This is a genomic window from Hydrocarboniphaga sp. FW305-C-57 (assembly GCF_058783045.1).
The window spans coordinates 329,631-354,986 of sequence record NZ_JBYSYG010000002.1 but is presented as its reverse complement, the minus strand read 5'-3'; the positions used below and the strand labels follow the sequence as shown (position 1 = coordinate 354,986).

Here is a 25,356-nt window from a genome sequence, read left to right as displayed (position 1 = left end):
CCAGCGCGATAGGGGGCTTATCGCCCCTATTGACGGCGGTAAAGCACCAAGAGCCAAGCCAGCCCGCGATCAGCTTGATAATTTTATGCACCGCAAGGCATTCGTGTCAGTTTATTGAATAAATTTATTGAAGTCGCTGTTCGGGCCGGACACTCGGAAGCTCAGACGGCTATTCGCTAAAAATATTCAATCGGCCCATTGGAGCCGCTCTTCGTTTCCGCATTTTCTTTAAGCCGGAAGCGACGCGAGCCTGGGGTTCACTCGTGCGATGTAGCCGTTATCGACAAAGAACTTGATATCGATTCGCGACTTAGCCGATTGCTGCACTGCGATCCGATGCGCTTGGCATAAGCGCTGCTATTGCACCCCGAAAACGACGGGGACTTCACTCTCCGTTGCAAAGAAAACGACGAATCAGCTGCTCTGATTCAAGCGATCAACGGAGGAGACCCGTGGCGAATACATCGGAAACAACGACGCCTGCGTTCGACGTGACGAAGAACTACGTGCGCTTTCGCGAGCTACGCGAAGACGGATACGTCGATTTCGACTTCTCCATCGGCGATCCGCAATTGAGCGTCGAACTGACGATGAAGCTCGCCGACTATCAATCCTTCTGCAACTCGGTGGGCGCGACCTATCTCACGCGCGCAGAAGCGTTGGCAATCGAGTTCGACAAATGCAAATGGCGATACGGCCTTCCAGGGCAGTACGAATAGCGATCTGAGGAGATCTGAGCGTTATGCAAGTAGACATCAAGACATCATCGGTTACGCAGCTGCGAAACACGTTCTCGAACGTTGCGCGCCGCTTCGGTGGAGACAAGCCGGCGTCGCGGTATCAGGAAGCCAGCTTCGATCTGCAGCCGACGACAAACTTCCATTATCGGCCCCTGTGGGACCGTGATCGCGAGATCTACGATCAATCTCGCACGGCCATCGTGATGCGTGACTGGTACGCGCTTCGGGACCCGAGGCAGTACTACTACGGCACGTATACGATTGCGCGATCGCGGCAGCAGGAGGCGATGGAAAAGAACATCGACTTCGTCCAGAAGCGCGGCCTGCTGCAGCAGCTTCCGAGCGAAGCGCGCGAAGCGATCGTGATGGCGTTGCTGCCGGCGCGTCATGTCGAGTGGGGAGCGAACACAAACAATTGCTACGTGACCGCCTACGGTTGGGGCTCGGTTCTCACTCAGGCGACGATGTTCCATGCGATGGATCGCCTCGGATTGGCACAGCACGTCAGTCGCCTCGGGCTATTGCTGGACGGCAACTCAGGTGACGCTCTGCAGCGCGCGAAGGCGCTTTGGATGGGGCATGCGGCTTGGCAGGGGCTACGCCGGCTGGTCGAGCGCTCGATGGTGACGAAGGATTGGGTCGAGTTGTTCGTCGCACAGAACCTCGTCATCGACGGACTGATCTATCCGTTGATGTACCAGCGATACGAGCAACACGTCGAGGCTCTTTCAGGCCCGGCACTCGGGCTGATGTGCGAGTTCATGAGCAACTGGTACGACGAAACCTCCCGCTGGGTGGATGCAGTGGTGAAGACCATCGTCGGCGAATCTCCGGCCAATGCCGAACTCGTGAGCCAGTGGGTTTCGAGCTGGATGTCCGCCACGCAGGAGGCTCTGCTGCCCTATGCAGCCGAGGTTTTTGGCGATGACGCCGATGGTGCACTTTCAGCCGTCGCCGGCGGACTGAATGCACGGCTTGCGAAGCTCGGCGTGGTGCTGTCATGAGCATGGTTTTCATCGCGTTTCAAACCAACGATGACACTCGGCCGATCATCGAAGCGATCGCCGAGGATAACCCCGCCGCATCGATCGAGCACTACCCCGCGATGGTGAAGATCAATGCGCCGAATCGGCTAGTGGTGAAGCGCGAGTCGATCGAGAACCTCATCGGCCGCGAGTTCGATCTGCGCGAGATGCAGATCAATCTGATCTCGCTGTCGGGAAACATCGATGAGTCGGACGACGAGTTCGTCTTGCACTGGAACAGCTAAGGGAATCGAGGAGAAAAACATGGCCGACGGTGATCGCAAGGCGACCAAGAAACTCAGTCTCAAAGAGAACTATGCGCTGTTGACGCGCGGGCTCGGTTGGGAGATGAGCTACGAAGGAATGGACGAGGCATTTCCGCTCGACAAGTTCGAGGGCATCAAGATTCATGACTGGGATAAGTGGGAGGACCCCTTCAGGCTGACGATGGACGCCTACTGGAAGTACCAGGGCGAAAAGGAGCGCAAGCTCTATGCAATCGTCGATGCCTTCCAGCAGAACAACGGGCAGTTCAACGTCACCGACGCGCGTTACATCAACACGCTGAAGCTCTTCCTGACTGGCGTAAGCCCGCTCGAGTACGCGGCGCATCGCGGTTTCGCAATGGCTGGCCGCAACTTCCGCGGCAGCAGTGCGCGCATCGCCTGCCAGATGCAGGCGATCGATGAACTACGTCATGCGCAAACGCAAGCGCATACGATCAGCCACTACAACAAGTTTTTCAACGGCCTGCACGACTACGCGCACATGCACGACCGTGTCTGGTATCTGTCTGTGCCGAAGTCGTACTTCGAAGACGCGATGACGGCGGGACCGTTCGAGTTCATCACCGCGATCTCATTCTCATTCGAGTACGTGCTGACCAATCTGCTGTTCATGCCGTTCATGAGCGGCGCAGCGTTCAACGGCGACATGGCGACGGTCACCTTTGGCTTTTCCGCGCAGTCCGACGAATCGCGTCACATGACGCTCGGGCTCGAAGTGGTCAAGTTCATTTTGGAGCAGGATCCCGGCAACATTCCGATCGTCCAGCGCTGGCTCGACAAATGGTTCTGGCGCGGCTACCGGCTGCTGACGCTGGTGTCGATGATGATGGACTACATGCTGCCCAAGCGCGTGATGAGCTGGGCCGAGGCTTGGGAGGTTTACTTCGAGCAGAACGGCGGTGCGCTGTTCAAGGACTTGGAGCGCTACGGTATTCGCATGCCGAAGTATCACGAAGTCGCGCGCAAGGAAAAGCACCGTCTTTCGCACGAAGCCTGGAGCATTTTCTACAACTACACTCACGCCGCCGCGTTCCATACCTGGATACCAGAAGAGGCCGAGATGAAGTGGTTGTCGGAAAAGTATCCCGACACTTTCGACCGTCTCTATCGCCCGCGCTTCGAGCATTGGCGTGAGCAGCAGCAGCAGGGCAAGCGCTTCTACAACAACACGCTGCCGATGCTGTGCCAGGTCTGCCAGATTCCGATGGGATTCACCGAGCCGGACGACCCGACCCAGATCTGCTATCGCGAAACCGACTATCGCGATAACAAGTTCCACTTCTGCTCCGATGGCTGCAAGGACATCTTCTGCGACGAGCCGGAGAAGTACGTGCAGGCCTGGCTACCGGTGCACCAGATCTACCAGGGCAACTGCTTCCGTCCTGAAGCTGATCCAACGGCACCTGGCTTCGACCCGATGCTCGAGGTTCTGCAGTACTACGGTTTCCATGTCGGCGAAGACGGCGGCGAATACCTTGATTCTCAGGATTGCCAGAACTGGACTCGCTGGACCGGCAAGCCCGCGGCGTCCGCCTGAATTGCGAGTTTGAGGAGAGCAAACTGATGAGCGTCATTTCTTTGGAGCCGGGCTACACCGGTGAGATTCGTGACCGCGTCGAGAACTTCCGCGGTCAGCAGTTGCTGTACATCGGCTGGGATCGGCACTTGATGTTCTGTTCACCGCACTGCATTCCGGTGCCGCCGGACATGCCGTTCTCTGCCCTGGTCGAGCAGGTGATTCCCGGCATGTACGCCCAGCATCCGGATGCGGAACGCATCGATTGGACGAAGGTGGAATGGTTGCGCTCCGGGCAACCGTTTACACCGGATGCTGGGCTCAGCGTGAGTGAAAACGGCTTGGGACACAAAGCAATTCTGCGCTTCCGCACGCCCGGCCTCGACGGCATCGCCAGCAGCTGCAACTGATCGCCATGAGCTATCGGATCACCATTGAACCACTCGGCCAGACCGTCGAAGCGGAGGATGGGCAGACCGTACTGGACGCCTGCCTTCGGGCCGGAGTTTGGCTCCCGCATGCGTGCGGACACGGACTGTGCGCCACCTGCAAGGTCCAGGTCGTAGATGGCGACTACGAGCTCGGTAACGCATCGCCGTTCGCCTTGATGGATTTCGAGCGCGAAGAACGCAAGGCTCTGGCTTGTTGTGCGACCCCGCAGTCCGATCTCGTCATCGAAGCCGAAATCGACGAGGACCCCGATGCGCGTCATGTGCCGATGCGCGATTTCAACGGCCGTGTCGCCGAACTCGTGGACTTGTCGCCGACTATCAAAGGCATTCGCATCGAGCTCCAAGGCGGCGGGATTGATTTCCAGGCTGGCCAGTACGTGCAGGTGCGCATTCCCGGTGAATCGCAGCCGCGCGCATTTTCGCTGGCGAGTCCGCCGTCGGATCGCAATCTCATCGAACTCAATGTGCGTCGGGTTCCCAACGGAAAGGGAACGACCTACCTGCACGAGCAACTCAAGGTGGGCGACGGCATTCGCTTCTCAGGCCCGCTAGGACGATTCTTCGTTCGTGCATCCGATCCCCAACCGCTGATCTTCATGGCTGGTGGCTCGGGATTGTCGAGTCCGCGGTCGATGATTCTCGACCTGCTCACGAGCGGTGAAACGCGAAACATCACGCTCGTATACGGAGCGCGCAACCGTGCCGAGCTGTACTACGACGCGGAGTTTCGCGAGCTCGCCGGAGCCTATCCGAATTTCCACTACGTGCCGGCACTCAGCGAGCCCACCGAAGCCTGCGCATGGGATGGAGCGAAAGGCTTCGTCCACAATGTGGCGACGGCGCATTTCGACAGCGATTTTCGCGGCCATCGCGCCTACTTGTGCGGACCGCCGGTGATGATCGAAGCCTGCATCAGAAGCTTGATGCAGGGGCGGCTGTTTGAGCGCGACATCTTCACCGAGAAGTTTCTGACCAGTGCAGACGGCGACTCCGCGCGCAGCCCGCTGTTCAAGTCGATCTGAGGGGCGAACGTCCGTGCTCTCCCCGATACGCGACTCAACGCACCACGCTGGCGCCACGGCGCGGCCGCCGCTTCTTCGCGGTTGCCGAAAAGACTTCCGCCGGCGCATGACGTACCGCTTCGAGGGTCAGGCGGATGTGCTCGCCGAGCAAGCGGCAGGCGCGCTTGCTGTCCCGCGCCAGCGTGGCTTCGACGATGGCGGCATGTTCGTCGTGGACGTTGCGGGGGATTGTCGGATGCTCGAGAACGAATCGGCGATAGCGCTCGGATTGCTGATAGAGGATGCCAAGGAAGTACTGGATCCAGGCCGAAGGGCAGGCCGCGAGCAGGGCGCGATGGTAGGCCTTGTTTCGAGCCTCCCACTCGTCAAACGCAGTCGCCGCCGGCTTCTTCCGATCAAGCTTCTGTTCGGCGAGGCTGAGTCGATGGTAAGCGCTCATGACTTCGCCTTCCCAGGCATCGTCGCCATGCTGGATAGACAGCCTCAACGCCTCGCATTCCAACAGGATACGTGTACGGGTGATGTCTTCGAAATCGGCGATCGACAGCGGAGCGACGGTGAAGCCGCGCTGGCCTTCCGAAACGACCAGCGTCTCCGACGCGAGCCGCGACAGCGCTTCGCGCAGCGTGCCCGCACCGACTTCGTAGTGATCCTTGAGGTGCTCGACACGCAGCTTCTCTCCGGGCGCGAGCACGCCGGTGATGATGTCGTGGCGGACCTGGTGATAGGCGGATTCGATCAGCGTCCGCGGAGCTTCCGGTGCGGCGTCGAGAGCGGGCGGCGGCAAAGGCTGGCTGGGCATGGTGGCTTCCGCGTCTGCGGATTAATCCCGGGATAACGGATCTCGATTCTAAAGCAAGCGGATTGTTGTGATTCAACAAAATCTCGAGAAAATGTATTGACATCGATATTAGCGAGCAATATCGTTTAAGCAGAGGAGAGAGGCCGTGGTTGCAAACCCGCCGAACGAAGCCGCAGTCCAGCACCGCATCCGGATCGAGAACAGCGGCGAGGCTTTTGGCTGCTGCAGCGAAACCAACGTGCTGACCAGCATGGAGGTGCTGGGACGCAAGGGCATTCCCGTCGGCTGCAGGGGCGGCGGTTGTGGCATCTGCAAGGTGCGCATCGTCGAAGGGCCCTACCGCACCGCAAAGATGAGCCGCTCGTGCGTCAGCGAGCAGGAACAAAGCGAGGGCTATGCGCTGGCCTGCCGCCTTTTCGCCGATGGCGATTTGCAGCTGCGGGTCGTTGGAAAAATGGCGCGTGCCTTCGAGGGCAGCGACTCGACATTCAGATTCTCCGCGCATCGATTTCAACGCGCGGAGGGCAATAACCAGGAGGAGTAGAGAGATGGCACTGACAGGTGTTTTGCGCCCCGGGCACGTCGCACTGCGGGTTCTCGAAATGGATGCGGCGCTCAAGCACTACACACAGGTGATGGGCTTGATCGAAACCGCTCGCGATGAGCGTGGCCGCGTGTTCCTCAAGGCCTGGGACGAACACGATCATCACAGTGTCGTGCTGCGTGAGGCGGATGAAGCCGGCATGGATTACATGGGCTGGCGTGTCGATTCCGTGGCGACGCTGAAGAAGCTCGCCGCGGACGTCGAAGCATCAGGGCTTGCGAGCAATCTCTCGTGGGTTCCCGCCGGCGAGCATCCGGAGACGGGCGAGCGCTTCCGCTTCACCGTGCCGGCCGGACACGTGATGGAGCTTTATGCCGAAAAAGGAAAAGTCGGCAACGGCATGCCGACGACCAATCCTGAGATTTATCCGGACAATCTTCGCGGTATGGCGCCTTCGCGCTTCGATCACTGCCTGCTCTACGGCGACGATCTCGACGGCACCATGAAGCTGTTCATCGATGTGCTCGGATTCACGCTCACCGAACAAGTGGTCGCAGGTCCGGAGAAACTGGTCATCAGCGCGTTCATGACCTGCTCGAACAAGCCGCACGACGTTGCCTTCATTCGTCAGCCGGTGAAGGGCAAGTTTCACCACGCCTCGTTTCTGCTCGACAACTGGGGCGAGGTGCTCAAAGCGGCCGACCTCATCAGCCGTCATCGCGTTTCGCTCGACATCGGGCCGACACGCCACGGCATTACGCGTGGCGAGACGATCTACTTCTTCGATCCGTCCGGCAACCGCAACGAAGTGTTCTCCGGCGGCTACATCTCGTATCCGGATCGCCCGGTGCTGACCTGGACCGACGATGAGCTTGGGCGCGCGATCTTCTATCACGACCGCAAGCTCAACGAAGCCTTCCTCTCGGTGGTGACCTGATGCAACTCAGCGTGCGCCAGGACATCGTGCATTGGGAAGCGGCACAAGCCGCCGTCACCGCCGCGGTGCGCAAGGCCGAGGAGCTCGGCATTCGCATCAACGCTGCGGTGACCGACAGCGGCGGTCAGCTGGCTGCATTCCTGCGCATGCCTGGCGCCTATCTGCACTCGATCGATATCGCGATCGACAAGGCCTACACGGCCGCCGGATTCGGCTTGCCGACATCGGCATGGACTGCAGCACTACAAACGCATTCACCCGCCGTGCGTGAAGGCCTGCCGCTACGCCCACGCATGGTCACGTTCGGTGGTGGGCTGCCGCTACACGCAGATGGTCGCGTGATCGGCGGAATCGGCGTCTCCGGAGGCTCGGAAGACGAAGACGAAATTTGTGCACGCGCCGGGCTACACGCCATCGGCGCCGAGAACTGAAGGAAGCAACATGGGAAACAATTTGAGTACGGCCTCTACGCCCGGCGTCGCGACGCTCGCTCGCGAGTTTCGGCATTTCATCAACGGGGCCTACGTCGGCTCGGCCAGCGGTAAGACCTTCGAGAATCGCAATCCGATCGATGGCAGCCTCATCGGCACGGTTTGCGAAGGAGGTCGCACGGAAGTCGATGCCGCTGTAGCGGCCGCGCGTGCGGCGCTATCCGGGCCTTGGGGCAGCATGCCGGTCACGCAGCGCGTCGAACTGCTGTACGCGGTCGCCGACGAGATCAATCGTCGCTTCGACGATTTTCTCGCAGCCGAAGTCGCCGACACCGGCAAGCCGGTGAGCCTTGCGTCGCACATCGACATCCCACGCGGTGCAGCCAACTTCAAGATCTTCGCGGACGTCATCAAGAACGTGCCGACCGAGACTTTCCAGATGGCGACGCCGGATGGCGGCACCGCACTCAACTACTCGGTGCGTGTTCCGCGTGGCGTCGTCGCGGTGGTGTGTCCCTGGAATCTTCCGCTGCTGTTGATGACCTGGAAGGTCGGCCCCGCGCTGGCCTGCGGCAATACGGTCATCGTCAAGCCTTCAGAGGAAACACCCGCGACCGCGACGTTGCTCGGCGAAGTGATGAACAAGGTCGGCATTCCGGCCGGTGTCTATAACGTCGTGCATGGCTTGGGCCCGAACTCGGCGGGCGAATTCCTGACTTCGCATGCCGACGTCAACGCGATCACTTTCACCGGTGAAACCCGCACCGGTACCGCGATCATGAAAGCCGCTGCCAACGGCGTGCGGCCGGTGTCGTTCGAACTCGGCGGAAAGAACGCCGGCCTGGTGTTCGCCGACGCCGACTTCGATGCGGCAGTCGACGGCATCGCTCGCGCTGCGTTCGTGAACTGCGGCCAGGTCTGCCTCGGCACTGAACGCGTCTACGTCGAGCGCCCGATCTTTGACAAGTTCGTCGCCGCACTAAGGCTCAAGGCCGAAGCAATGCGTCCTGGACATCCGGAGGACGAAGCTACTGGCATCGGGCCTTTGGTCAGCGAAGAGCACCGGCGCAAGGTGCTGTCGTACTACGCGAAGGCGAAAGAAGAAGGTGCCACCGTCGTCACCGGCGGCGGCGTTCCCGAAATGCCTGGCGCACTCGCGAACGGCTCGTGGATTCAGCCGACGATCTGGACCGGCTTACCGGAAAGCTCGGCGGTGATTCGCGAAGAAATCTTCGGCCCCTGCTGCCATGTCGCACCGTTCGATACCGAAGCGGAGGCCGTGCGTCTGGCCAACGACACGCCCTACGGTCTTTGTACCACGGTATGGACCAGCAATCTGTCGCGCGCCCATCGCGTCGCAACGCGCATCGAAGTGGGCCTGTGCTGGATCAACAGCTGGTTCCTGCGCGATCTGCGTACGCCCTTCGGTGGCTCGAAGCAATCCGGTATCGGACGTGAAGGCGGTGTGCATTCGCTCGAGTTCTACACCGAGTTGCGCAATGTCTGTGTGAAGTACTGAACATGGGCACGATCGCGCAAGGCAATCCCGAGATCGGCAAGCGCATTCGCGCTGCCGGTATCGAAACCAACTATCACGATGTGGGCTCCGGCCGTCCACTGGTGCTGCTGCACGGATCGGGCCCCGGTGTCAGCGCCTGGGCGAATTGGCGATTGGTGATGCCTGCCCTGGCCGAGCAGGCGCGTGTGATCGCACCCGACATGGTGGGCTTCGGTTTTACCGAGCGTCCGGCCGGATATCGCTATGGCATCGACGGCTGGGTGGAGCATGCGCTCGGGCTGCTTGATGCGCTCGACCTGCCGCAAGTTGATTTGGTCGGCAACTCCTTCGGTGGCGGCTTGGCGCTCGCACTCGCGATCCGTCATCCGCAGCGCGTGCGCCGCCTCGTGCTCATGGGCAGCGTCGGCGTGCCGTTCGAAATAACGCCCGGGCTCGACGCAGTATGGGGCTACGAGCCATCGTTCGAATCGATGCGCTCGTTGATGGATCTGTTTGCCTACGATCGCTCGCTCGTCAGCGACGAGCTCGCACGCCTGCGTTACGAAGCCAGCATTCGTCCGGGCTTCCACGAATCGTTCGCCGCGATGTTTCCGGCTCCTCGGCAGCGCTGGGTCGATTCGCTGACGAGCAAGGAAGCCGACATTCGCGCCCTGTCTCACGAAACCCTGGTCATTCATGGCCGGGAAGACCGTGTGATCCCGCTTGCGAACGCGATGACGCTTTCTCAGCTGATCCCCAACGCACAGCTGCACGTCTTCGGCCATTGCGGCCATTGGACTCAAATCGAACACGCAACGCGCTTCGCGCGTCTCGTCCACGACTTCATCACCGAATAGACCATGGACACCGAAACCATCGAACGCTACGGCGACGAGCTGCATCAGGCCTTCGTCAATCGCCGTGCCATCGCCCCGCTCACCGAACGCGAGCCCGGGCTCAGCATCGACGATGCTTACCGTATCCAGCTGAGCATGATCGATCACCGTGTTTCGCGCGGCGAGCAGGTGATCGGCAAGAAGATCGGCGTCACCAGCAAAGCCGTGCAGCAGATGCTCAACGTTTATCAGCCGGACTTCGGCCAGCTGCTGTCTGGCATGGCCTACAACGACGGCGAAGCGATCGTCGCCTCGACGATGATCGCGCCGCGTGCCGAAGCCGAAGTGGCCTTCGTGCTCAAGCGCGATCTGATCGGCCCTGGTGTCACCGCGGCGGATGTGCTGCGCGCCACCGAAGGCGTCATTCCGTGCTTCGAGATCGTCGACTCGCGTATCCGTGACTGGAAGATCCGCATTCAGGACACCGTCGCCGACAATGCGTCCTGCGGCGTCTTCGTGCTCGGCGATCGGCTGCGCGATCCGCGCAAGGTCGATCTCGCACTCGCCGGCATGGTCGTCGAAAAGAACGGCGATCTGCTGTCGACCTCCGCCGGCGCTTCGGTGCGCGGTTCACCCGTATATGCGGTCGCATGGCTCGCCAACACGCTCGGACGCTTCGGCATTCCGCTGAAAGCCGGTGAAGTGATTTTGTCCGGCTCGCAATCTCCGCTATTCCCCGTCGCCGCCGGCGAGGCATTCCATTGCAGCGTCGGCGGTCTCGGCAGCTGCTCCGTCCGTTTCATCTGAGCCTTCGCACATGACTCTCGATCAAGACACGATCCGCGCTCTGGCCGAGCATCTCGAAAACGCCGAATTGCAGGCGCGCGCCGTTACCAAAATCACCGATGCGCATCCCACGATGGATTGGGACGATGCGTACGCGATCCAAGCCGAAATTCGCCGGCGCAAGGAAAGTCGCGGACATCGCGTCGCGGGCCTCAAGGCCGGCCTGACTTCGCGCGCAAAGATGAAGCAGATGGGCGTCGAGACGCCGGTGTTCGGCCTGCTTTTCGACTATATGAGCGTGCCGGACGGCGGTGAAATCGCCGTCAGCGAACTGATCCATCCGAAGGTCGAGGCCGAGATCGCCTTCGTACTCAAGCGTTCGCTGCGCGGACCCGGCTGCCACATCGGCGCGGTGCTGGCGGCGACCGAGTTCGTGGTGCCGGCCGTGGAGATCATCGACTCGCGCTACGAGAACTTTCGCTTCGACCTGACCAGCGTCATCGCGGACAACACCTCCTCGTCGCGATTCGTCGTCGGAGGCCGCGCGCGTGACGCAGCCGATCTCGATCTGCGCACGCTTGGGATCGTGCTCGAGAAGAACGGCCAGCCGGTGGCGATGGCGGCCGGCGCGGCGGTTCTCAATCACCCGGCCGCAGCGGTCGCGATGCTTGCGAATTCGCTGGCGGAACGCGATCAGGAGATTCCGGCGGGCGCTTTCGTCATGAGCGGTGGCGCCACCGAAGCGATCCCCGTCGAAGCGGGTGACGTGATCAATGTCCGCTTCCAGTCGCTTGGCAGCGTGTCGATGAACTTCGTCTGAGACGGCGCATCGCCCTCAGCAAAATCCGAATGACAAAGCAGAGAAACCTTATGTCGAAATCCACAGGCATTCCGGTGGCCATCATTGGCTCCGGCAACATCGGTACCGACCTGATGATCAAGGTGCTGCGTCAAAGCAAGCACCTGACGATGGGCGCGATGGTCGGTATCGATCCGAGCTCCGACGGCCTGGCACGTGCGCAGCGTCTCGGTGTTCCGACCACGCACGAAGGCATCGACGGCCTCACCAGGCTTCCGAACTTCAAGGATATTCGCATCGCCTTCGATGCGACGAGTGCCGGCGCCCACGCGAAGCACAACGAAGTGCTGAAGCAGCATGGCATCAAGGTCATCGACCTCACGCCGGCCGCCATTGGTCCTTTCACCATTCCGGTCGTCAATCTCGAAGCCAATCTCGGCGAACCGAACATCAACATGGTGACCTGCGGCGGGCAGGCGACGATTCCGGTCGTCGCCGCAGTTTCGCGCGTGGTGCCGGTGCACTACGCCGAAATCGTCGCATCGATCAGCAGCCGCTCGGCCGGTCCGGGTACGCGAGCCAACATCGACGAGTTCACCGAAACCACCAGCAAGGCGATCGAAGTCATCGGCGGTGCCAAGGTCGGCAAAGCGATCATCGTGCTGAATCCGGCCGAGCCGCCGCTACTGATGCGCGATACCGTCTACACCTTCAGCGACGAAGCCGATCAGCAGCAGATCGAACGCTCGATCAAGGAAATGATCGCATCGGTGAATCGCTATGTGCCGGGCTATCGGCTCAAGCAAGATGTGCAGTTCGATGTGATTCCGGCGGATCGTCCGGTCAACGTTCCCGGCCTCGGCTGGCGCTCGGGCCTCAAAACGACGGTATTTATCGAAGTGGAAGGCGCCGCCCATTACCTGCCCGCGTACGCCGGCAACCTCGACATCATGACCAGCGCCGCTCTCGCCTGCGCCGAGCGCATCGCCGAAACGCGATTGCTCGATCGCGCCGCTTGAACGCCGGAGAATCGATATGACGTTCAAACCTGGAAAAAAGCTCTATATCTCGGATGTCACGCTGCGCGATGGTAGTCATGCGGTGCGCCATCAGTATTCGATAAAGAACGTGCAGGATATTGCGCGCGCGCTCGACAAGGCACGAGTGGATTCGATCGAAGTTGCGCATGGCGACGGTATTTGCGGATCGAGTTTCAACTATGGCTTCGGCGCACACAGCGATCTGGAATGGATCGAAGCCGTCGCGGCAGTTGTGCAACACGCCAGGATCGCGACGCTGCTGCTGCCGGGCATCGGCACGATTCATGATCTCAAAGCCGCCTACGATGCGGGCGCACGCGTGGTGCGCGTGGCGACGCATTGCACAGAGGCGGATATTTCCCGGCAGCACATCGAATACGCCCGTCATCTCGACATGGATACGGTCGGTTTTCTGATGATGAGCCATCTCACCACTCCGCAGGCACTCGCACGGCAAGCGAAGCTGATGGAGAGCTATGGGGCGACGACGATCTACGTCGTCGATTCCGGCGGCGCGCTCGGCATGCAGGATGTGCGCGATCGTTTCCGCGCGCTCAAGGATGTGCTCGCCCCGAGCACACAGACGGGCATTCACGCGCATCACAACCTGAGCCTCGGTGTCGCCAACTCGATCGTCGCGGTCGAAGAAGGGTGCGATCGCATCGACGCCAGCCTGGCGGGCATGGGCGCCGGTGCCGGAAACGCGCCGCTCGAAGTGTTCATCGCGGCGGCGGAGCGACTCGGCTGGGAACACGGCACCGATCTCTACACGCTCATGGACGCGGCCGACGACATCGTGCGTCCCTTGCAGGATCGTCCGGTTCGCGTCGATCGCGAAACGCTCGCACTGGGTTATGCCGGCGTGTATTCGAGCTTCCTGCGCCACGCCGAAATCGCCGCCGCGAAGTACGGACTCAGGACCGTCGACATCCTCGTCGAACTCGGCCGCCGCCGCATGGTAGGCGGGCAGGAAGACATGATCGTGGACGTCGCGCTCGATTTGCTTCGGGACGCCGGAGCCGGCACAGCGACACAGAAAAGCAGCGCTGTCGCCTAGACCCTAAGAGCCCGAAAGAAAAACAAGAATCGGGAGGAGAATTCGAAATGAAGTACGGAATCACCGGCGGCGCGCTCACGGCATGCCTGCTCATCGCGGCATGCACGCAGGCACCAGATCTGCGGGCCGTGGAAGCTCAGCGTCAGCAGCCGATCCAGCGCTACGACAATTTCCTTGCTGTCGCCAGCAATACGAAGACGCTGGCGAGCGCAGGCGGAGCCGGCGTGCTTGTCACCTCGAACGACGGCGGTGCGAAATGGCTGCGCCAGAAGCTGCCATCCGCAGCATCGATCGTGGCGATGGCGAGCTGTCCCGATGGTACGTTCGCGGCGCTCGATTTCTATCGCAAAGTCTGGCTCGGCAACGCAGACGGCTCCGAGTGGAGCGCCAAGCCGCTGGAAGGTGACTTCAGCCCGATCGCGATTGACTGCGATGCGCAGAATCGCCTTTGGGTTGCGGGAACATTTAGTACGGTGCTTTCGAGCGCCGATCACGGCGCAAGCTGGACTTCGCAAGCGCTAGGCGAAGACGCGATCCTCACTGCGATCCGCTTCGTCGATGAGCAACACGGCTTCATCGCCGGTGAGTTCGGCACCTTGCTGGTGACCGAAGACGGCGGTGCAAGCTGGACTCGGCGCGAGGGCTTGCCGGCCGAGTTCTATCCATATTCGATGGTCTTTGCTGATCTCACGCACGGATGGGTGAGCGGGTTGGCGGGATCGATCCTGCAGACCACCGATGGCGGACAAACCTGGGCTCAGCAAGAAAACCCGGCAGCCGCGCCGCTCTACGCGCTGTTCATGGCAGGCACCGAAGTGCTTGGAGTCGGCGATGGCGGTTTGGTGATGAGCTTGCAGCCGACCGGCTGGCAGGTGCTCAGCGACACACCGAAAGTGCCGTCCTTCCTGGCGGCCGGCGCTGCGCTCCAGCCGAGGACCGTGTTGGTGGCTGGCGCGGCCGGCGCGCTGAAAGTCGTCGAGCTTCCGGAGCGTGTCGCCGTCGCTGCGAGCGCCTCGTCGCTGTCCGCGCGTTGATGGAGACCCAGCACATGAACTTGCGCCAGCGCATCACCGGATCCTTGCAGCGTGGAGAAGGCTGGATCTTCGCCAATCCCGCCATCGTGCTGCTCGGCATCTTCGCTTTCACTTTGCTGTTCGCGTCTCATCTTCCGAAGTTGCGCATCTACACCGACTTCGAAGACCTGTTGCCGCAACGGCATCCGTACATCCAGACCTACAACCGCATCAAGGAGAACTTCGGCGGCGCCAACCAGATCGTCATGGTGATCGAGGCTCCGCAGGGCGATACGATCTTCAACGACAAGACGCTGGCGCGGGTTTACGAAGCTACGCAGGGGGTCGATAGCCTGCCGAGCATCAACCATAACTTGGTGTCTAGCCTCACGCATCGGACGGTTCGAAAGGTTTACCTGACGCCCGAAGGCAGCTTCGCGTCCCAGCCTTACTACGATGCACAGAAGCCCGAGCACACGGCAGAAGAGCTTGCGCAGTTGAAGAAGGACGTGATGTCCAATCCGCGTGTCTATGGCCTGCTGGTATCGCCGGACTTGCGTGCTGCCTTGATTCGCGGCCAGCTCAACGAAGGCGGCATCGACTATGCGGCGACGTTCGCAGCCTTGCAGAAGGTTCGCGAGGCGGTCGAGAAAGATGGGCATCGCGTCTACATGACCGGCAATCCGGTGCTGACGGGTTGGGTTTACACCTACCTGCATCAGATCGTCACCATCCTGGCATGGACACTGGCCCTGCTCGCCGGCCTGCTGATCGTGTACTTCCGCCGCCTGTACGGCATCGCCCTGCCTTTGCTCGGCATCGCGCTGTCGTCGATCTGGGGCTTGGGATTCATGGCTTGGCTGGGCTTCAACCTCGAGCCGTTGTCGATGCCGATTCCGTTCCTGATCGCGGCACGTGCAACCTCGCACGGGGTGCAGCTGGTCGCACGCTACTACGAAGAGCTGGCCGTCACCCACAACGGACGCCGGGCTGCACGTAACGCGCTCGATGCACTGTTTCGCCCGGGTTCTCTCGCGATCGTGGTCGACGCGGTCGGTATCGCCGCGATGATTCTTGGCGCCGCTCCCTTCAACTGGAAGCTCGGCATTTCGGCGGGTTTCTGGGCTTTTTCGGTGATCTTCACCGTGCACTTCATGATTCCGTTGGCGCTGACGCTGCTTCCGCAGCCCAAGACCATGGAAAACAAGAACCAGAGCATGCGCCAGGTGCTGGCGGGCTTGATGGCGCGTACCGGTGGAACCCCGCGTGGGGCCGCGACGATACTCGCCATCACCGCCGCCTTGATGGCACTGAGTGTGCCACTTGCACTGCATGTGCCGATCGGAGAGTCCGAACCCGGGTCGCCGATTCTCCATCGCGATCACGATTACAACACCTCGACCTCCGCGATCAACCAGCTGTTCCCGGGCTCCGACGAGCTTCACATCGTCGCTCGCACGGCTGACAAGGGTGGCATCAAGCGGCCCGAAGTGCTGCAGGCGATCGAAACCTTCGAACAGCACATGTTGCAGGACCCTTCGCTCGGTGGCGTCAAGGCGCTGCCTGCGGTCGTACGCATGGTCAATCGGCTGACGCACAACGACGACCCGCGCTGGATGCAGCTGCCGGAGACGCAAGCCGAAGTCGGCGGACTGATGTTTGCCTATCTCGCATCGAGTCCCATCCCCGGCGCGCTGAACGAGTTCGTCAATCCCGACGAAGATGAAGCGGACATGGTGTTCTTCTACAAGGACCACAGCACCGACACCATCAATCGCGCGCTAAAGCTCGCCAACGAGGCCGCTGTCGTCTCATCGGCTGGGGTTGATGGTCTGAGCTTCGAACCCGGCGGGGGAATCGTCGGTGTCACCGCCGCAGCCAACGAAGCCCTGCACACAGATCATTTGATCCTCGTTCCACTCGTGATGATCCTCGCCTTCCTGCTGGTGATGGGCTACTACCAATCGCTGCACGCCGGATGGCTGATGGTGCTGCCGATGCTGTTCGCAACCGCCATGACCTACGCATACATGAGCTGGAAGAACATTGGCGTCAGCGTCAACACCGTGCCCGTCATCATGGTCGGCGTCGGTGTCGGCATCGACTACGCCGTCTATTTCATGGATCGCATCCGTGAGGAGATGGCATTGCTCGGCGACATCAAGCGGGCCGCCATCAATGCCGTCAGCACTACCGGCTACGCAGTGACTTTCACGGCTTGCACGCTGACCGCTGGCGTGGTGCTTTGGGTCTTCCTTTCGGATCTTCGCTTCCAGTCGGATGCGGCGCTCCTGCTGTCGTTCATGCTCATCGTCAACGCCATCGCCGCGATTCTCATCGTCCCCGCGTGGTGTGTCGTGTTCAGGCCTCGTTTCGTCATCGAGGGAGCGACGGAAGCTCACGCATCAACTGGCTCACCAGCCGGAATCGTCTCGCACTGAATCAATAGAAAGGTCCGCCCGGGCCAGTACACAGAGGAGAGAAAACATGATCAGGCTGCAAGGCCGGGAGAAGTGCGCCCGAAATTCGGGAATTACATTCATCGCCGCGATGCTGGCGGTGATATCGGCAGGGGCCGCGCAAGCGCAATCCAGCGGATGGAACGCCGACGTCTATTACGAAAACGACACTCGCTATCGCTTCGAAGACGCCACCGGCGATACCGTCGGGCTATCCAAGTTCCGCAATACGCTGCAGGGAGAGTTCGATCGGAATTTCAGCGGGTGGTCGCTGCACAGCGTGCTCCGTGGCACCTGGGATGGCGTCTATGAGTTCAACGATGACCAGTACGGCGATGCAGCCGGCGGCGGCATCCTGCTGCAGACCACGACGCCTGGTGGTTATGTCGATGTCGCTCACGGAGGTGGGCTTAATCGTGAAGCAGTCTCCGGCCTCGGGCTGACCAGCAACACCTTCGGATTCAACTCGACCGATCCGAGCGCGCCTCGCTACAACCCGAATGCCGGCCTGCGTGTTCTCGGTGACCGCTGGCACGGACTCAACGGCGGTGTCGCGTTCGGCGTTCCGGTGCGCCCTTGCGATCAAGACAAACGCGGCTGCGCGGATTTCGGCGGTTACGGCGATCTCAAGGGTTCGGAACTCGCTTCACCCGAGTTCAACAGCCGCCTCGATTTTCTCCGTGAGCTTTACGTCACCAACAGCCTGCCACTGGCCGGTGACGATCAGCTGTTCCTGAAGATCGGTCGCCAGCAAGTAGTTTGGGGGCGGACCGATCTGTTCCGCGTGCTCGATGTCATCAATCCGGTCGACTACTCGCGCAACAACATCTACGACGAACTCGAAGACATCCGCATTCCGATGTGGATCGTGCAGGCCGAGTGGCGCATGGGCGCAACCACGCACTTGCAAGATGCGAACCTGCAGCTGATCTGGAACGTCGATCGCTTCCGCGCGAACAATCTCGGCCAATGCGGAACCGCCAACGTCATCCTCGATGCGGGTTGCTTCTTCCGCGGCATGAAGAACCTCTGGGACAACGGTGGCACTGTCGCCAACTTCGCGAATGTGGCGGACGGCACTTATCTCGCGACCGATTTTGGTCCCGGACAAATCGGTATTCGCGACGTCGATCTGCCGGCGTGGAAGCTGTCGAACACGCAGGTCGGTGTGAAGTTCGAGGGCATCACCGCCGGAGGCTTGAACTTCTCGTTGAATGCCTTGCACTACCGCTCGCAGCTTCCGTCGTTGCGTGGGGGCAAAGCTGCGCAGAACGCCTTCACGGGCCAGATGTGCGATGACGGGACCGGACACTGTCCGTATCTGATTGCTTTCGACATGGTGTACCCGGAAGTCAATTTGATCGGCGGATCGGCGGACTTTCAGGTCGAGTCGATGAAGGCAGCGGTTCGCTTCGAGGCGGCGCTCACCGATGGCGAAGAGTTTGCGAACACGTCGAAGCCGGAGCTGTACTCGGAAAACCCGGTGTTCCGCTCCGTGATCGGCGTCGATCGTCCGACGTTCATTCCCTTCATCAATCCGAACCGCACCACGCTGATCTCGGGACAGCTTTTCTACCAGCACATTTTCGATCATGACCTGAGCCGCGGCCCGCTGGGATCGGTCGGCATGCCGGATTGGAAAGACAACGTCACCGCGACCTTGCTGATCAAGGCCTTCCTCGCGAGCGATCGCGTGAGTCCGCAGTTGATCACCGCTTACGACTTCCGCGCGCAGGCGCTGGTCACCGCGCCTTCGATCGAATGGATCATCAGCGATCGCCTCAAGCTTTCGGTCGGCGGAAACATCAAGGTCGCCGCCGGCACCAGCGATTGGGAGTTCGACGATTGCCGAAGCTGCAATCCCTGGGCGCCGTACACCGCAGGTACTTATCCGGGCGATCCGACGGTCGCCTATTCGCGCGGTCTCAGCGGCATCGAACCGCTGGGCCGCTTCCGAGCAGGCCCCATCGGCGCTGCGTGGAAAGAAGACGAAGCCTTCATGACCTTGCGTTACTCGTTCTAGTGCGACATCCGGAGATCAATATCATGAGATTCAAAATTGGATTCGCGCTGGCGCTGCTCGCCAGCGCCGGAAGCGCCCATGCCGCGACGGAAGCGGATGCACAGCTCAGCCTGAATCCCTATCAGAGTGGCTTTCCTTCGTTCGCTGGTCTGTCGGTCGGCACCGTCATCAACAAGGATAACGTCGAGCAGTTCAAGGATGCGCTCGATGCCGGCATGTACCTGGTCATCAAGAACGGCTGGTACGAGATCAAAGTTGGAGCGACGACGGACTTCAAGCTCAACTCGCACTATGTCGATGCGACCTTGAAAAACATCAATACGGCGAAGCTCGGCGACAAACCTGGCCAGATCGAAGGCTTCGTCGCTGGACGTCCCTTCCTCGAAGAGATGAGCACCAGTGATCCGCGCGCAGGCGAAAAGATCGCCTGGAACTTCAAGTACGGAATCAACTGGGGCGACGGCGCGGCGATCTCTCCGTTCTACTGGAAGTACCGCAACATGCAGTCGGGGCAAGTCGAGCGCACGATCAAGTTCAACTTCCACTTCCTGAACTTCAAACATCGTGTGCAGGACCAGCCGCTACCGGAAATCACGCCAAATCCCTCGAACCTGTTTCGTGGCATCTACGTGAAAGTGCTGGAGCCGCAAGACCTCAAGGACACGCAGCTGCTGATCCAGCGCTACGAAGACGATTTGAAGTTCGATGATGCTTATCTGTATCTCGGTTTTCAGCGTCGAGTGCGTCGTCTCGCCACGGGCCAGACGACGGACGCGTTTCTCGGCTCTGATCTCATGATTGAGGACTTCGAAGGCTATAACGGTCGTGTGTCGGACATGAAATGGACGTACAAGGGCACGCGCAACATCCTGATGCCCTACTACAACCACAACGAACAGAAGCTCAGCAGCGAGTTCAAGGATGCCGATGGCTACCAATACGTCGCCTTCGGTGGGCAAGGTGCGTGTTTCCCTGAAATCACATGGCAGCTGCGCAAGGTCTATGTCGTTGAAGCCGAACCCGTCAATCCGAGCCATCCCGTCAGCAAGCGCGTGTTTCATATCGACGCGCAGGTCTACAACATCAACCGCACGCTGATCTACGACCGCAAGGGCGAACTGTGGAAGAGCTGGACCATCGGCAAGTCGCATCCCGATGCGCACCTGGCGATCAACAAGGGCTCCGGCATCGCGATCGACGATTCGTTTTCGATGGTCGACTTGCAGTCGAAACACTGCACGACCGGACAGTTCAAGGGGCAAGTCGATCCCAAGTTGAACCCGGCCAGCCTGTTCCAGGTTCAGAACTTGCGCGGCGGCAATTGATGCATCACGAGTGGTGGCGGGTGACGCCACCACTCCCACCCTGGAGATTCACATGCCTTTAGCCCAGATTTTTCTGCTCGAAGGACGTACCGAGGAGCAGAAGCGAGCCGTCATCGAGAAGGTCACTCAGGCACTCTGCGAAGCCGTCGATGCGCGTCCGGAAACTGTTCGCGTCCTGATTCAGGATATGCCGAAAAGCAATTGGGGTATCGGCGGAAAAAGCGCTAAAGATCTCGGCAGGTGACTGCGCTTTATCAAGAAGTTGAATCGGATATTCGATTCCTTGGCCCCAACTGAGCACCGAAAGTTTGGCTGGATTCTAGTGCTATGCCGGTCCTCCTCCCTGCTGCCCCTCCTCGGGCAGCGGGGCTTTTTATGCTCGGCTGATATCCGCGTCGGGCTGGAACCCGACATTCCCCTATGAGGCGTCGGCGATCGCGCATTTATTGGGGCTCAGCTGGCTTGATTTCAAACTGGACTGATGTTCGCGGTTAGGAGGGTGGCCTAATGAAGGCGCAAAGCGGCTCAAGCCTATTCGGATCAGATCTAATTTCGAACGGTTCAGTTCTTAATCAAGGAGTTCGACTTTTAATTTCGATCTGACAAGTGCGCTTTCTTCGCCGAAAAACTCAGCAAAAACTCCATTTGATCGGCGAGGATGCGGCGGTTCGACAGGATCAGGTATTCGGCCAGATTCGGCGTGTACGGCACCGCGAGCAGCTTCATCCCGGCTTCCTCGGGCGTGCGATCGGCTTTCTTGTGATTGCAGCGCGCACAGGCGGTGACGCAGTTCTCCCATATCGTGCCGCCACCGCGCGAGGCCGGAACGACGTGATCGCGGGTGAGGGCCGAGTGCGCGAACTGCAGGCCGCAGTAGAGGCACAGGTTGCGATCGCGCTGGAACAGCGTGCGGTTGGTCAGCAGGGGCGCGCCGGCGGCGAATCTGCGGGCACGATCGGCCACCGCGATGATCGAGCCGATCTCCACGCTCGAGCGTTCGCCGGTCCGGGCGTTGTAGCCGCCGCTGACGCGAAAGCGCTCGTCGCCGGCTTCCCAGCAGACCCGCCGACGCGCATACAGCGTCACCGCCGACTGCCAGCGGATCCAGCCCACCGGTAAACCACCAGCATCCAGTTTGAGAATCGAAGGGATCATCCCCACTCCGTTCGCACGTACAGGAACCGCTGAATGTCCCGCTATTGCCTCTCATGCGGAATCGGCCGAGTGTAACCCGGACAAATGGCATACCGGAGACTTCGGTGTGATTTTTTATGCCAAATGATTTCCGAAGGAGTCGCTCGAGTCCCGTCCCCGCGAATCGGCTATTCGACCCGGAAGAACGATTGGGTAACTGCTTCGTGGAGATCGCTCAGGCCGAGCTGAATCTCGTCGAGCAGCTCGTGCAGGCCCGTTTCGACGAGCTTGTCGACATTGGCGTCCTGCACCAGGGCGCGAACGCGCCAGAGCGTGCGTTCGACGCTGCGGCTCTCGGGCAGGTGGGAGCGCGTCATCGCGATCGTCGACAGGCAGAACATGACCGAGCGCGGGAACTCGCGGTTCTGCAGCAGGAAGCGCAGAACGCCGGTGCGATTGACGCGCGCACGCACGTGGCGGCGGTACATCTGGTACGCGGTCAGCGAGCGCAGCACGCTCATCCACTGGATGTTGTAGAGCGGGGCGAGCTGCTCGGGCCGGCCGGTCGGGTCGATCAAAGAGACCGAGCGCACGTCGAGAATGCGCGTGGTCATGTCGGCCTGCTCCAGATTGGTGCCGATGCGCAGGAACTGGAAGCCGACGTCCTGGCTCATGTTCATCGTCAGCACGGAGTACACGAGCATGGTGTTGTCGATCACGCGCTGCAGGAACGCGCCGCGCCGCGAGCGCGTCAGCGCACCTTCGCCCTGGCCGATCACGAAGTAGTGCAGGTCGTTGAGCTTTTCCCAGACCTCGCGCGGCATCGCGTCGCGTACGGTGCGGATGATTTCGCGCGCCGTGTGCAGTGAGCTGTGGATCGAGCCCGGGTTGCGCTGGTCGAGCAGCAGGAAGCGTACGACGTTGAGCTCGCTGTAGTCCTCGCCGTAGATCGAGCGATACAGATCGTCGGCGCCGACGATCTGGATCAGCGGCTGCCAGCCGAACGGAATGCCGCGCGGCAGGTCGAGCAGCAGCAGTGAATTGACGTTGACGAGGCGGGCGGTGTTCTCGGCGCGCTGCAGGTAGCGGCCGAGCCAATAGATGTTGCTGGCGACGCGCGAGAGCATCAGCCTTCTTCCTTAGCCGAATCCTTCGGCGAGTTGCTGCCGAAGCTTTGCGACTGGCTCATGCCGCCGAGCGTCTGGCTTTGCGAAAGGCCTTCGTCGGTGTCGACGATCCAGGTGTCCTTGGCACCGCCGCCCTGGCTCGAATTGACGACGAGCGAGCCGCGCACCATCGCCACGCGCGTGAGGCCGCCCATGGTGACGTAGGTCGAGTCGATGTCGCCGCGCGAGAGGATGAACGGGCGCAGGTCGAGGTGCCGCGGCTCCACCGTGCTGTCTTCCATGAGCGTCGGCGCGGTCGACAGCGCGAGCGTCGGCTGGGCCATGTAGTTGCGCGGGTTGGCTTCGATGAGCTTGCGGAACTTGTCGTGCTCTTCCTTGCTCGCGCGCGGGCCGATCAGCATGCCGTAGCCGCCCGACTCGTTGGCCGGCTTCACCACGAGCTTGTCGAGGTTGGCGAGCACGTAGCTGCGATCCTTCGGGTCCATGCACAGATAGCTCGGCACGTTCGGAATGATCGGGTCCTGGTCGAGGTAGTACTTGATCATCTTCGGCACGAAGGCATAGACGACCTTGTCGTCCGCCACGCCGGCGCCCGGGCAATTGGCGAGCGCCACCTTGTTGCTGATCCACGAGCGCATGAGGCCCTTGACGCCGAGGATAGACTCCGGGTTGAAGGCCTCCGGATCGAGGAACAGATCGTCGATGCGGCGGTAGATCACGTCGACGCGCTTGGGGCCGTGGATCGTGCGCATGTAGACGCAGTCGTCGTCGGCGACGAACAGGTCGCTGCCCTCGACGAGCTCGATGCCCATCTGCTGCGCCAGATACGCATGCTCGAAATAGGCCGAGTTGAAGATGCCCGGCGTCAGCAGCACCACGTTGGGCTGGTCGAGCGGGCGCGGCGAGATCGCGCAGAGCGTGTCGTAGAGCTGGGCCGGGTATTCGTCGACCGGCAGGATCGTCTGCGCCTCGAACAGCTCGGGGAACACGCGCTTGGTGACGAGCCGGTTCTCGACCATGTACGAGACGCCCGACGGCACGCGCAGGTTGTCCTCGAGCACGTACATGGTGCCGTCCTTGTCGCGCACCAGGTCGCTGCCGCAGATGTGCGCCCAGACGCCATTGGCCGGCTTGACGCCGATGCACTGCTTGCGGAAGTTGACCGACTCATTGAGCAGGTCGGCCGGAAACACGCCGTCCTTGATGATCTTCTGCTCGTTGTAGAGGTCTTGGATGAACAGGTTCAGCGCATGCACGCGCTGCTTGAGGCCGGCTTCGGTCTTCTGCCACTCGGACAGCGGGATGATGCGCGGGATGATGTCGAACGGCCAGGCGCGGTCGACGTTCTTGCCTTCGGAATAGACGGTGAAACTGATGCCCATGACCTTGATCGCCAGTTCGGCGGCCAGGCGGCGTTCGGCCAGTTCGGGTTCGGTGAGATCGTCGAGGTAGTCGGCCAGCGTGCGGGCGGCGGGACGGGCCTGACCCGGCGACTCGAACAGCTCGTCGTAGAAGTTCTCGCAACGGTACTGCCGCCAATCGATTGCCATGGTCTCCCGAGGGGTGGCCGTTTCGTTTTTGGAATATGGAGTGCGGGTTACGCTAACAGGAAGCCGTAGCAAAACATAGGCCACGAAACAGGATCGGGGCGGGTGCCGGCGGGGCGCCCCTCGCGGTGCGGCCGCCGCCCGGCAAGCCGGCAAGGCAGCTGCGGACGCCAATGCTAGACTGCGCGCTGTTCCCGTGACCAAACCCATGTCCAAAGCCAAGCCTGCTCTGGAGTTCAAGGGCCGTATGCTGTCCTTGACCCGAGTCCGCGTCATCGAGCCGGACTTGCCCGCCATCGAAGCGCAGCTCAAGAACTTCGCCCGCCAGATGTCGGGTGCCATCGACGGCATGCCCGTGATCCTGGAAAGCGACAAGCCCATCGAGCTCGTCGGCGTTCTGCAGTCCATGCGGCAGCTCGGCATGCAGCCGATCGCGGCGATGGAAGGGGCCCTGGCCAACGATGCGCGCCTGTGCGGATTGCCGGTGCTGCCGGCCGACATGCTCACCGACGCCCGCGCCGCGGCGCCGAAGCCGGTCGAAGCCGCGCCGCCACCGCCTGCGCCGCCACCCGCGCCGGAAGCACCGCCGGTGATGCCGGTGCGCCGGCCCACGCGCATCATCACCGAGCCGGTGCGCTCGGGGCAGCAGATCTACGTGGAAGGGGCCGACCTGATCGTGACCCAGCCCGTGAGCCCGGGCGCCGAGATCATCGCCGACGGCTGCATCCACGTGTACGGCCTGTTGCGTGGCCGGGCCATCGCCGGGGCTCGCGGAGACGAAACGGCGCGCATATTCTGCAAGAAGATGGAGGCCGATCTGCTCGCCGTCGCCGGCGTCTACGCAGTGGCGGACCAGATACAGGGCGCCTTGCGCGGCCATGCCGTGCAGGCCTGGCTCGAACAGGGCAAGCTGCGGATCGAGCGCCTCGACGCTTGATGGCGATTGCAGCCCACCA

General features: G+C 61.2%; 25 protein-coding genes. 21 read left to right on the top strand and 4 right to left on the bottom strand.

All coding sequences use genetic code 11. The annotated features are described in order from the left end of the window. Positions 1-452 precede the first annotated feature (452 nt). Genes AC3WUM_RS05965 through AC3WUM_RS05940 form a run of 6 tightly spaced genes read left to right on the top strand, consistent with a single transcriptional unit; the run spans position 453 to position 5,042 of the window. Positions 453-719 carry a phenol hydroxylase subunit gene (locus AC3WUM_RS05965; RefSeq protein ID WP_492409283.1) on the top strand — a complete coding sequence of 89 codons (267 nt, stop codon included), beginning with the start codon at positions 453-455 and terminating at the stop codon, positions 717-719. Positions 720-742: 23 nt separating this feature from the next. Next, complete coding sequence (locus tag AC3WUM_RS05960; protein WP_492409282.1) at positions 743-1,744, top strand: aromatic/alkene monooxygenase hydroxylase subunit beta; 1,002 nt, start codon at positions 743-745, stop codon at positions 1,742-1,744. Beyond that, positions 1,741-2,010 carry an MmoB/DmpM family protein gene (locus AC3WUM_RS05955; protein ID WP_492409281.1) on the top strand — a complete coding sequence of 90 codons (270 nt, stop codon included), beginning with the start codon at positions 1,741-1,743 and terminating at the stop codon, positions 2,008-2,010. Before AC3WUM_RS05960 ends, AC3WUM_RS05955 begins: the two co-directional genes overlap by 4 nt. 19 nt (positions 2,011-2,029) lie before the next feature. Next, the gene (locus AC3WUM_RS05950; protein ID WP_492409280.1) at positions 2,030-3,589 is read left to right on the top strand and encodes an aromatic/alkene/methane monooxygenase hydroxylase/oxygenase subunit alpha; all 1,560 of its coding nucleotides are present in this window, start codon (positions 2,030-2,032) and stop codon (positions 3,587-3,589) included. Positions 3,590-3,615: 26 nt separating this feature from the next. Continuing rightward, on the top strand, positions 3,616-3,978 hold the full coding sequence (locus AC3WUM_RS05945; protein ID WP_492409279.1) for a phenol hydroxylase subunit P4: 363 nt from the start codon (positions 3,616-3,618) through the stop codon (positions 3,976-3,978). A 5-nt stretch (positions 3,979-3,983) separates the two neighbouring features. Continuing rightward, positions 3,984-5,042 (top strand): NADH:ubiquinone reductase (Na(+)-transporting) subunit F, encoded by a 1,059-nt coding sequence (locus AC3WUM_RS05940; RefSeq protein WP_492409278.1) that lies wholly within the window; start codon positions 3,984-3,986, stop codon positions 5,040-5,042. A 34-nt stretch (positions 5,043-5,076) separates the two neighbouring features. Here AC3WUM_RS05940 and AC3WUM_RS05935 read toward each other — a convergent pair whose 3' ends face one another. Beyond that, positions 5,077-5,844, bottom strand: a complete 768-nt coding sequence (locus tag AC3WUM_RS05935) for a GntR family transcriptional regulator (RefSeq protein ID WP_492409277.1) — start codon at positions 5,842-5,844, stop codon at positions 5,077-5,079. Positions 5,845-5,989: 145 nt separating this feature from the next. Here AC3WUM_RS05935 and AC3WUM_RS05930 point away from each other — a divergent pair, with 145 nt between their 5' ends. Genes AC3WUM_RS05930 through thmT form a run of 14 tightly spaced genes read left to right on the top strand, consistent with a single transcriptional unit; the run spans position 5,990 to position 20,836 of the window. Further along, on the top strand, positions 5,990-6,388 hold the full coding sequence (locus AC3WUM_RS05930) for a 2Fe-2S iron-sulfur cluster-binding protein (RefSeq protein WP_492409276.1): 399 nt from the start codon (positions 5,990-5,992) through the stop codon (positions 6,386-6,388). 4 nt (positions 6,389-6,392) lie between these two features. After that, complete coding sequence (locus AC3WUM_RS05925; RefSeq protein ID WP_492409275.1) at positions 6,393-7,325, top strand: catechol 2,3-dioxygenase; 933 nt, start codon at positions 6,393-6,395, stop codon at positions 7,323-7,325. Next, positions 7,325-7,756 carry a GlcG/HbpS family heme-binding protein gene (locus AC3WUM_RS05920; protein ID WP_492409274.1) on the top strand — a complete coding sequence of 144 codons (432 nt, stop codon included), beginning with the start codon at positions 7,325-7,327 and terminating at the stop codon, positions 7,754-7,756. The genes AC3WUM_RS05925 and AC3WUM_RS05920 overlap by 1 nt, the downstream gene beginning before the upstream one ends. Before the next feature lie 10 nt (positions 7,757-7,766). Further along, a complete protein-coding gene (locus AC3WUM_RS05915) occupies positions 7,767-9,275 on the top strand; it encodes a 2-hydroxymuconic semialdehyde dehydrogenase (RefSeq protein WP_492409273.1) in 1,509 nt (502 codons plus the stop codon). A 2-nt stretch (positions 9,276-9,277) separates the two neighbouring features. Beyond that, positions 9,278-10,111, top strand: coding sequence for an alpha/beta fold hydrolase (locus AC3WUM_RS05910; RefSeq protein ID WP_492409272.1), 834 nt, complete (start codon positions 9,278-9,280; stop codon positions 10,109-10,111). Between the two features lie 3 nt (positions 10,112-10,114). Continuing rightward, complete coding sequence (gene dmpE / locus AC3WUM_RS05905) at positions 10,115-10,897, top strand: 2-oxopent-4-enoate hydratase (RefSeq protein ID WP_492409271.1); 783 nt, start codon at positions 10,115-10,117, stop codon at positions 10,895-10,897. Positions 10,898-10,907: 10 nt separating this feature from the next. Then, positions 10,908-11,696 (top strand): 2-oxo-3-hexenedioate decarboxylase, encoded by a 789-nt coding sequence (gene dmpH, locus AC3WUM_RS05900; RefSeq protein WP_492409270.1) that lies wholly within the window; start codon positions 10,908-10,910, stop codon positions 11,694-11,696. A gap of 50 nt (positions 11,697-11,746) precedes the next feature. Continuing rightward, positions 11,747-12,694, top strand: a complete 948-nt coding sequence (locus AC3WUM_RS05895) for an acetaldehyde dehydrogenase (acetylating) (RefSeq protein ID WP_492409269.1) — start codon at positions 11,747-11,749, stop codon at positions 12,692-12,694. Positions 12,695-12,710: 16 nt separating this feature from the next. After that, positions 12,711-13,772 (top strand): 4-hydroxy-2-oxovalerate aldolase, encoded by a 1,062-nt coding sequence (dmpG, locus tag AC3WUM_RS05890; protein WP_492409268.1) that lies wholly within the window; start codon positions 12,711-12,713, stop codon positions 13,770-13,772. 47 nt (positions 13,773-13,819) lie between these two features. After that, complete coding sequence (locus tag AC3WUM_RS05885) at positions 13,820-14,806, top strand: WD40/YVTN/BNR-like repeat-containing protein (RefSeq protein ID WP_492409267.1); 987 nt, start codon at positions 13,820-13,822, stop codon at positions 14,804-14,806. A gap of 14 nt (positions 14,807-14,820) precedes the next feature. Then, a complete protein-coding gene (locus tag AC3WUM_RS05880) occupies positions 14,821-17,226 on the top strand; it encodes an efflux RND transporter permease subunit (protein WP_492409556.1) in 2,406 nt (801 codons plus the stop codon). Positions 17,227-17,272: 46 nt separating this feature from the next. Next, entirely contained in the window at positions 17,273-19,267 is a 1,995-nt protein-coding gene (locus AC3WUM_RS05875; protein WP_492409266.1) for a DUF1302 family protein, read from the top strand. A gap of 23 nt (positions 19,268-19,290) precedes the next feature. Then, on the top strand, positions 19,291-20,592 hold the full coding sequence (locus AC3WUM_RS05870; protein ID WP_492409555.1) for a DUF1329 domain-containing protein: 1,302 nt from the start codon (positions 19,291-19,293) through the stop codon (positions 20,590-20,592). Between the two features lie 52 nt (positions 20,593-20,644). Further along, positions 20,645-20,836 (top strand): 2-hydroxymuconate tautomerase, encoded by a 192-nt coding sequence (gene thmT / locus AC3WUM_RS05865; RefSeq protein WP_492409265.1) that lies wholly within the window; start codon positions 20,645-20,647, stop codon positions 20,834-20,836. Between the two features lie 344 nt (positions 20,837-21,180). On the opposite strand, the gene AC3WUM_RS05860 is transcribed toward thmT, so the two are convergent. The 3 genes from AC3WUM_RS05860 to AC3WUM_RS05850 form a co-directional block, all read right to left on the bottom strand. Continuing rightward, positions 21,181-21,747 (bottom strand): HNH endonuclease, encoded by a 567-nt coding sequence (locus tag AC3WUM_RS05860; protein WP_492409264.1) that lies wholly within the window; start codon positions 21,745-21,747, stop codon positions 21,181-21,183. Between the two features lie 167 nt (positions 21,748-21,914). Continuing rightward, positions 21,915-22,853: an alpha-E domain-containing protein gene (locus AC3WUM_RS05855; protein WP_007184141.1), complete on the bottom strand. Its 939-nt coding sequence runs from the start codon at positions 22,851-22,853 to the stop codon at positions 21,915-21,917. Further along, on the bottom strand, positions 22,853-24,403 hold the full coding sequence (locus AC3WUM_RS05850; RefSeq protein WP_492409263.1) for a circularly permuted type 2 ATP-grasp protein: 1,551 nt from the start codon (positions 24,401-24,403) through the stop codon (positions 22,853-22,855). The genes AC3WUM_RS05855 and AC3WUM_RS05850 overlap by 1 nt, the downstream gene beginning before the upstream one ends. A gap of 205 nt (positions 24,404-24,608) precedes the next feature. Between AC3WUM_RS05850 and minC the strand changes: the two genes are divergently transcribed. After that, the gene (gene minC, locus AC3WUM_RS05845) at positions 24,609-25,337 is read left to right on the top strand and encodes a septum site-determining protein MinC (protein WP_492409262.1); all 729 of its coding nucleotides are present in this window, start codon (positions 24,609-24,611) and stop codon (positions 25,335-25,337) included. The last annotated feature ends 19 nt before the right edge of the window (positions 25,338-25,356 follow it).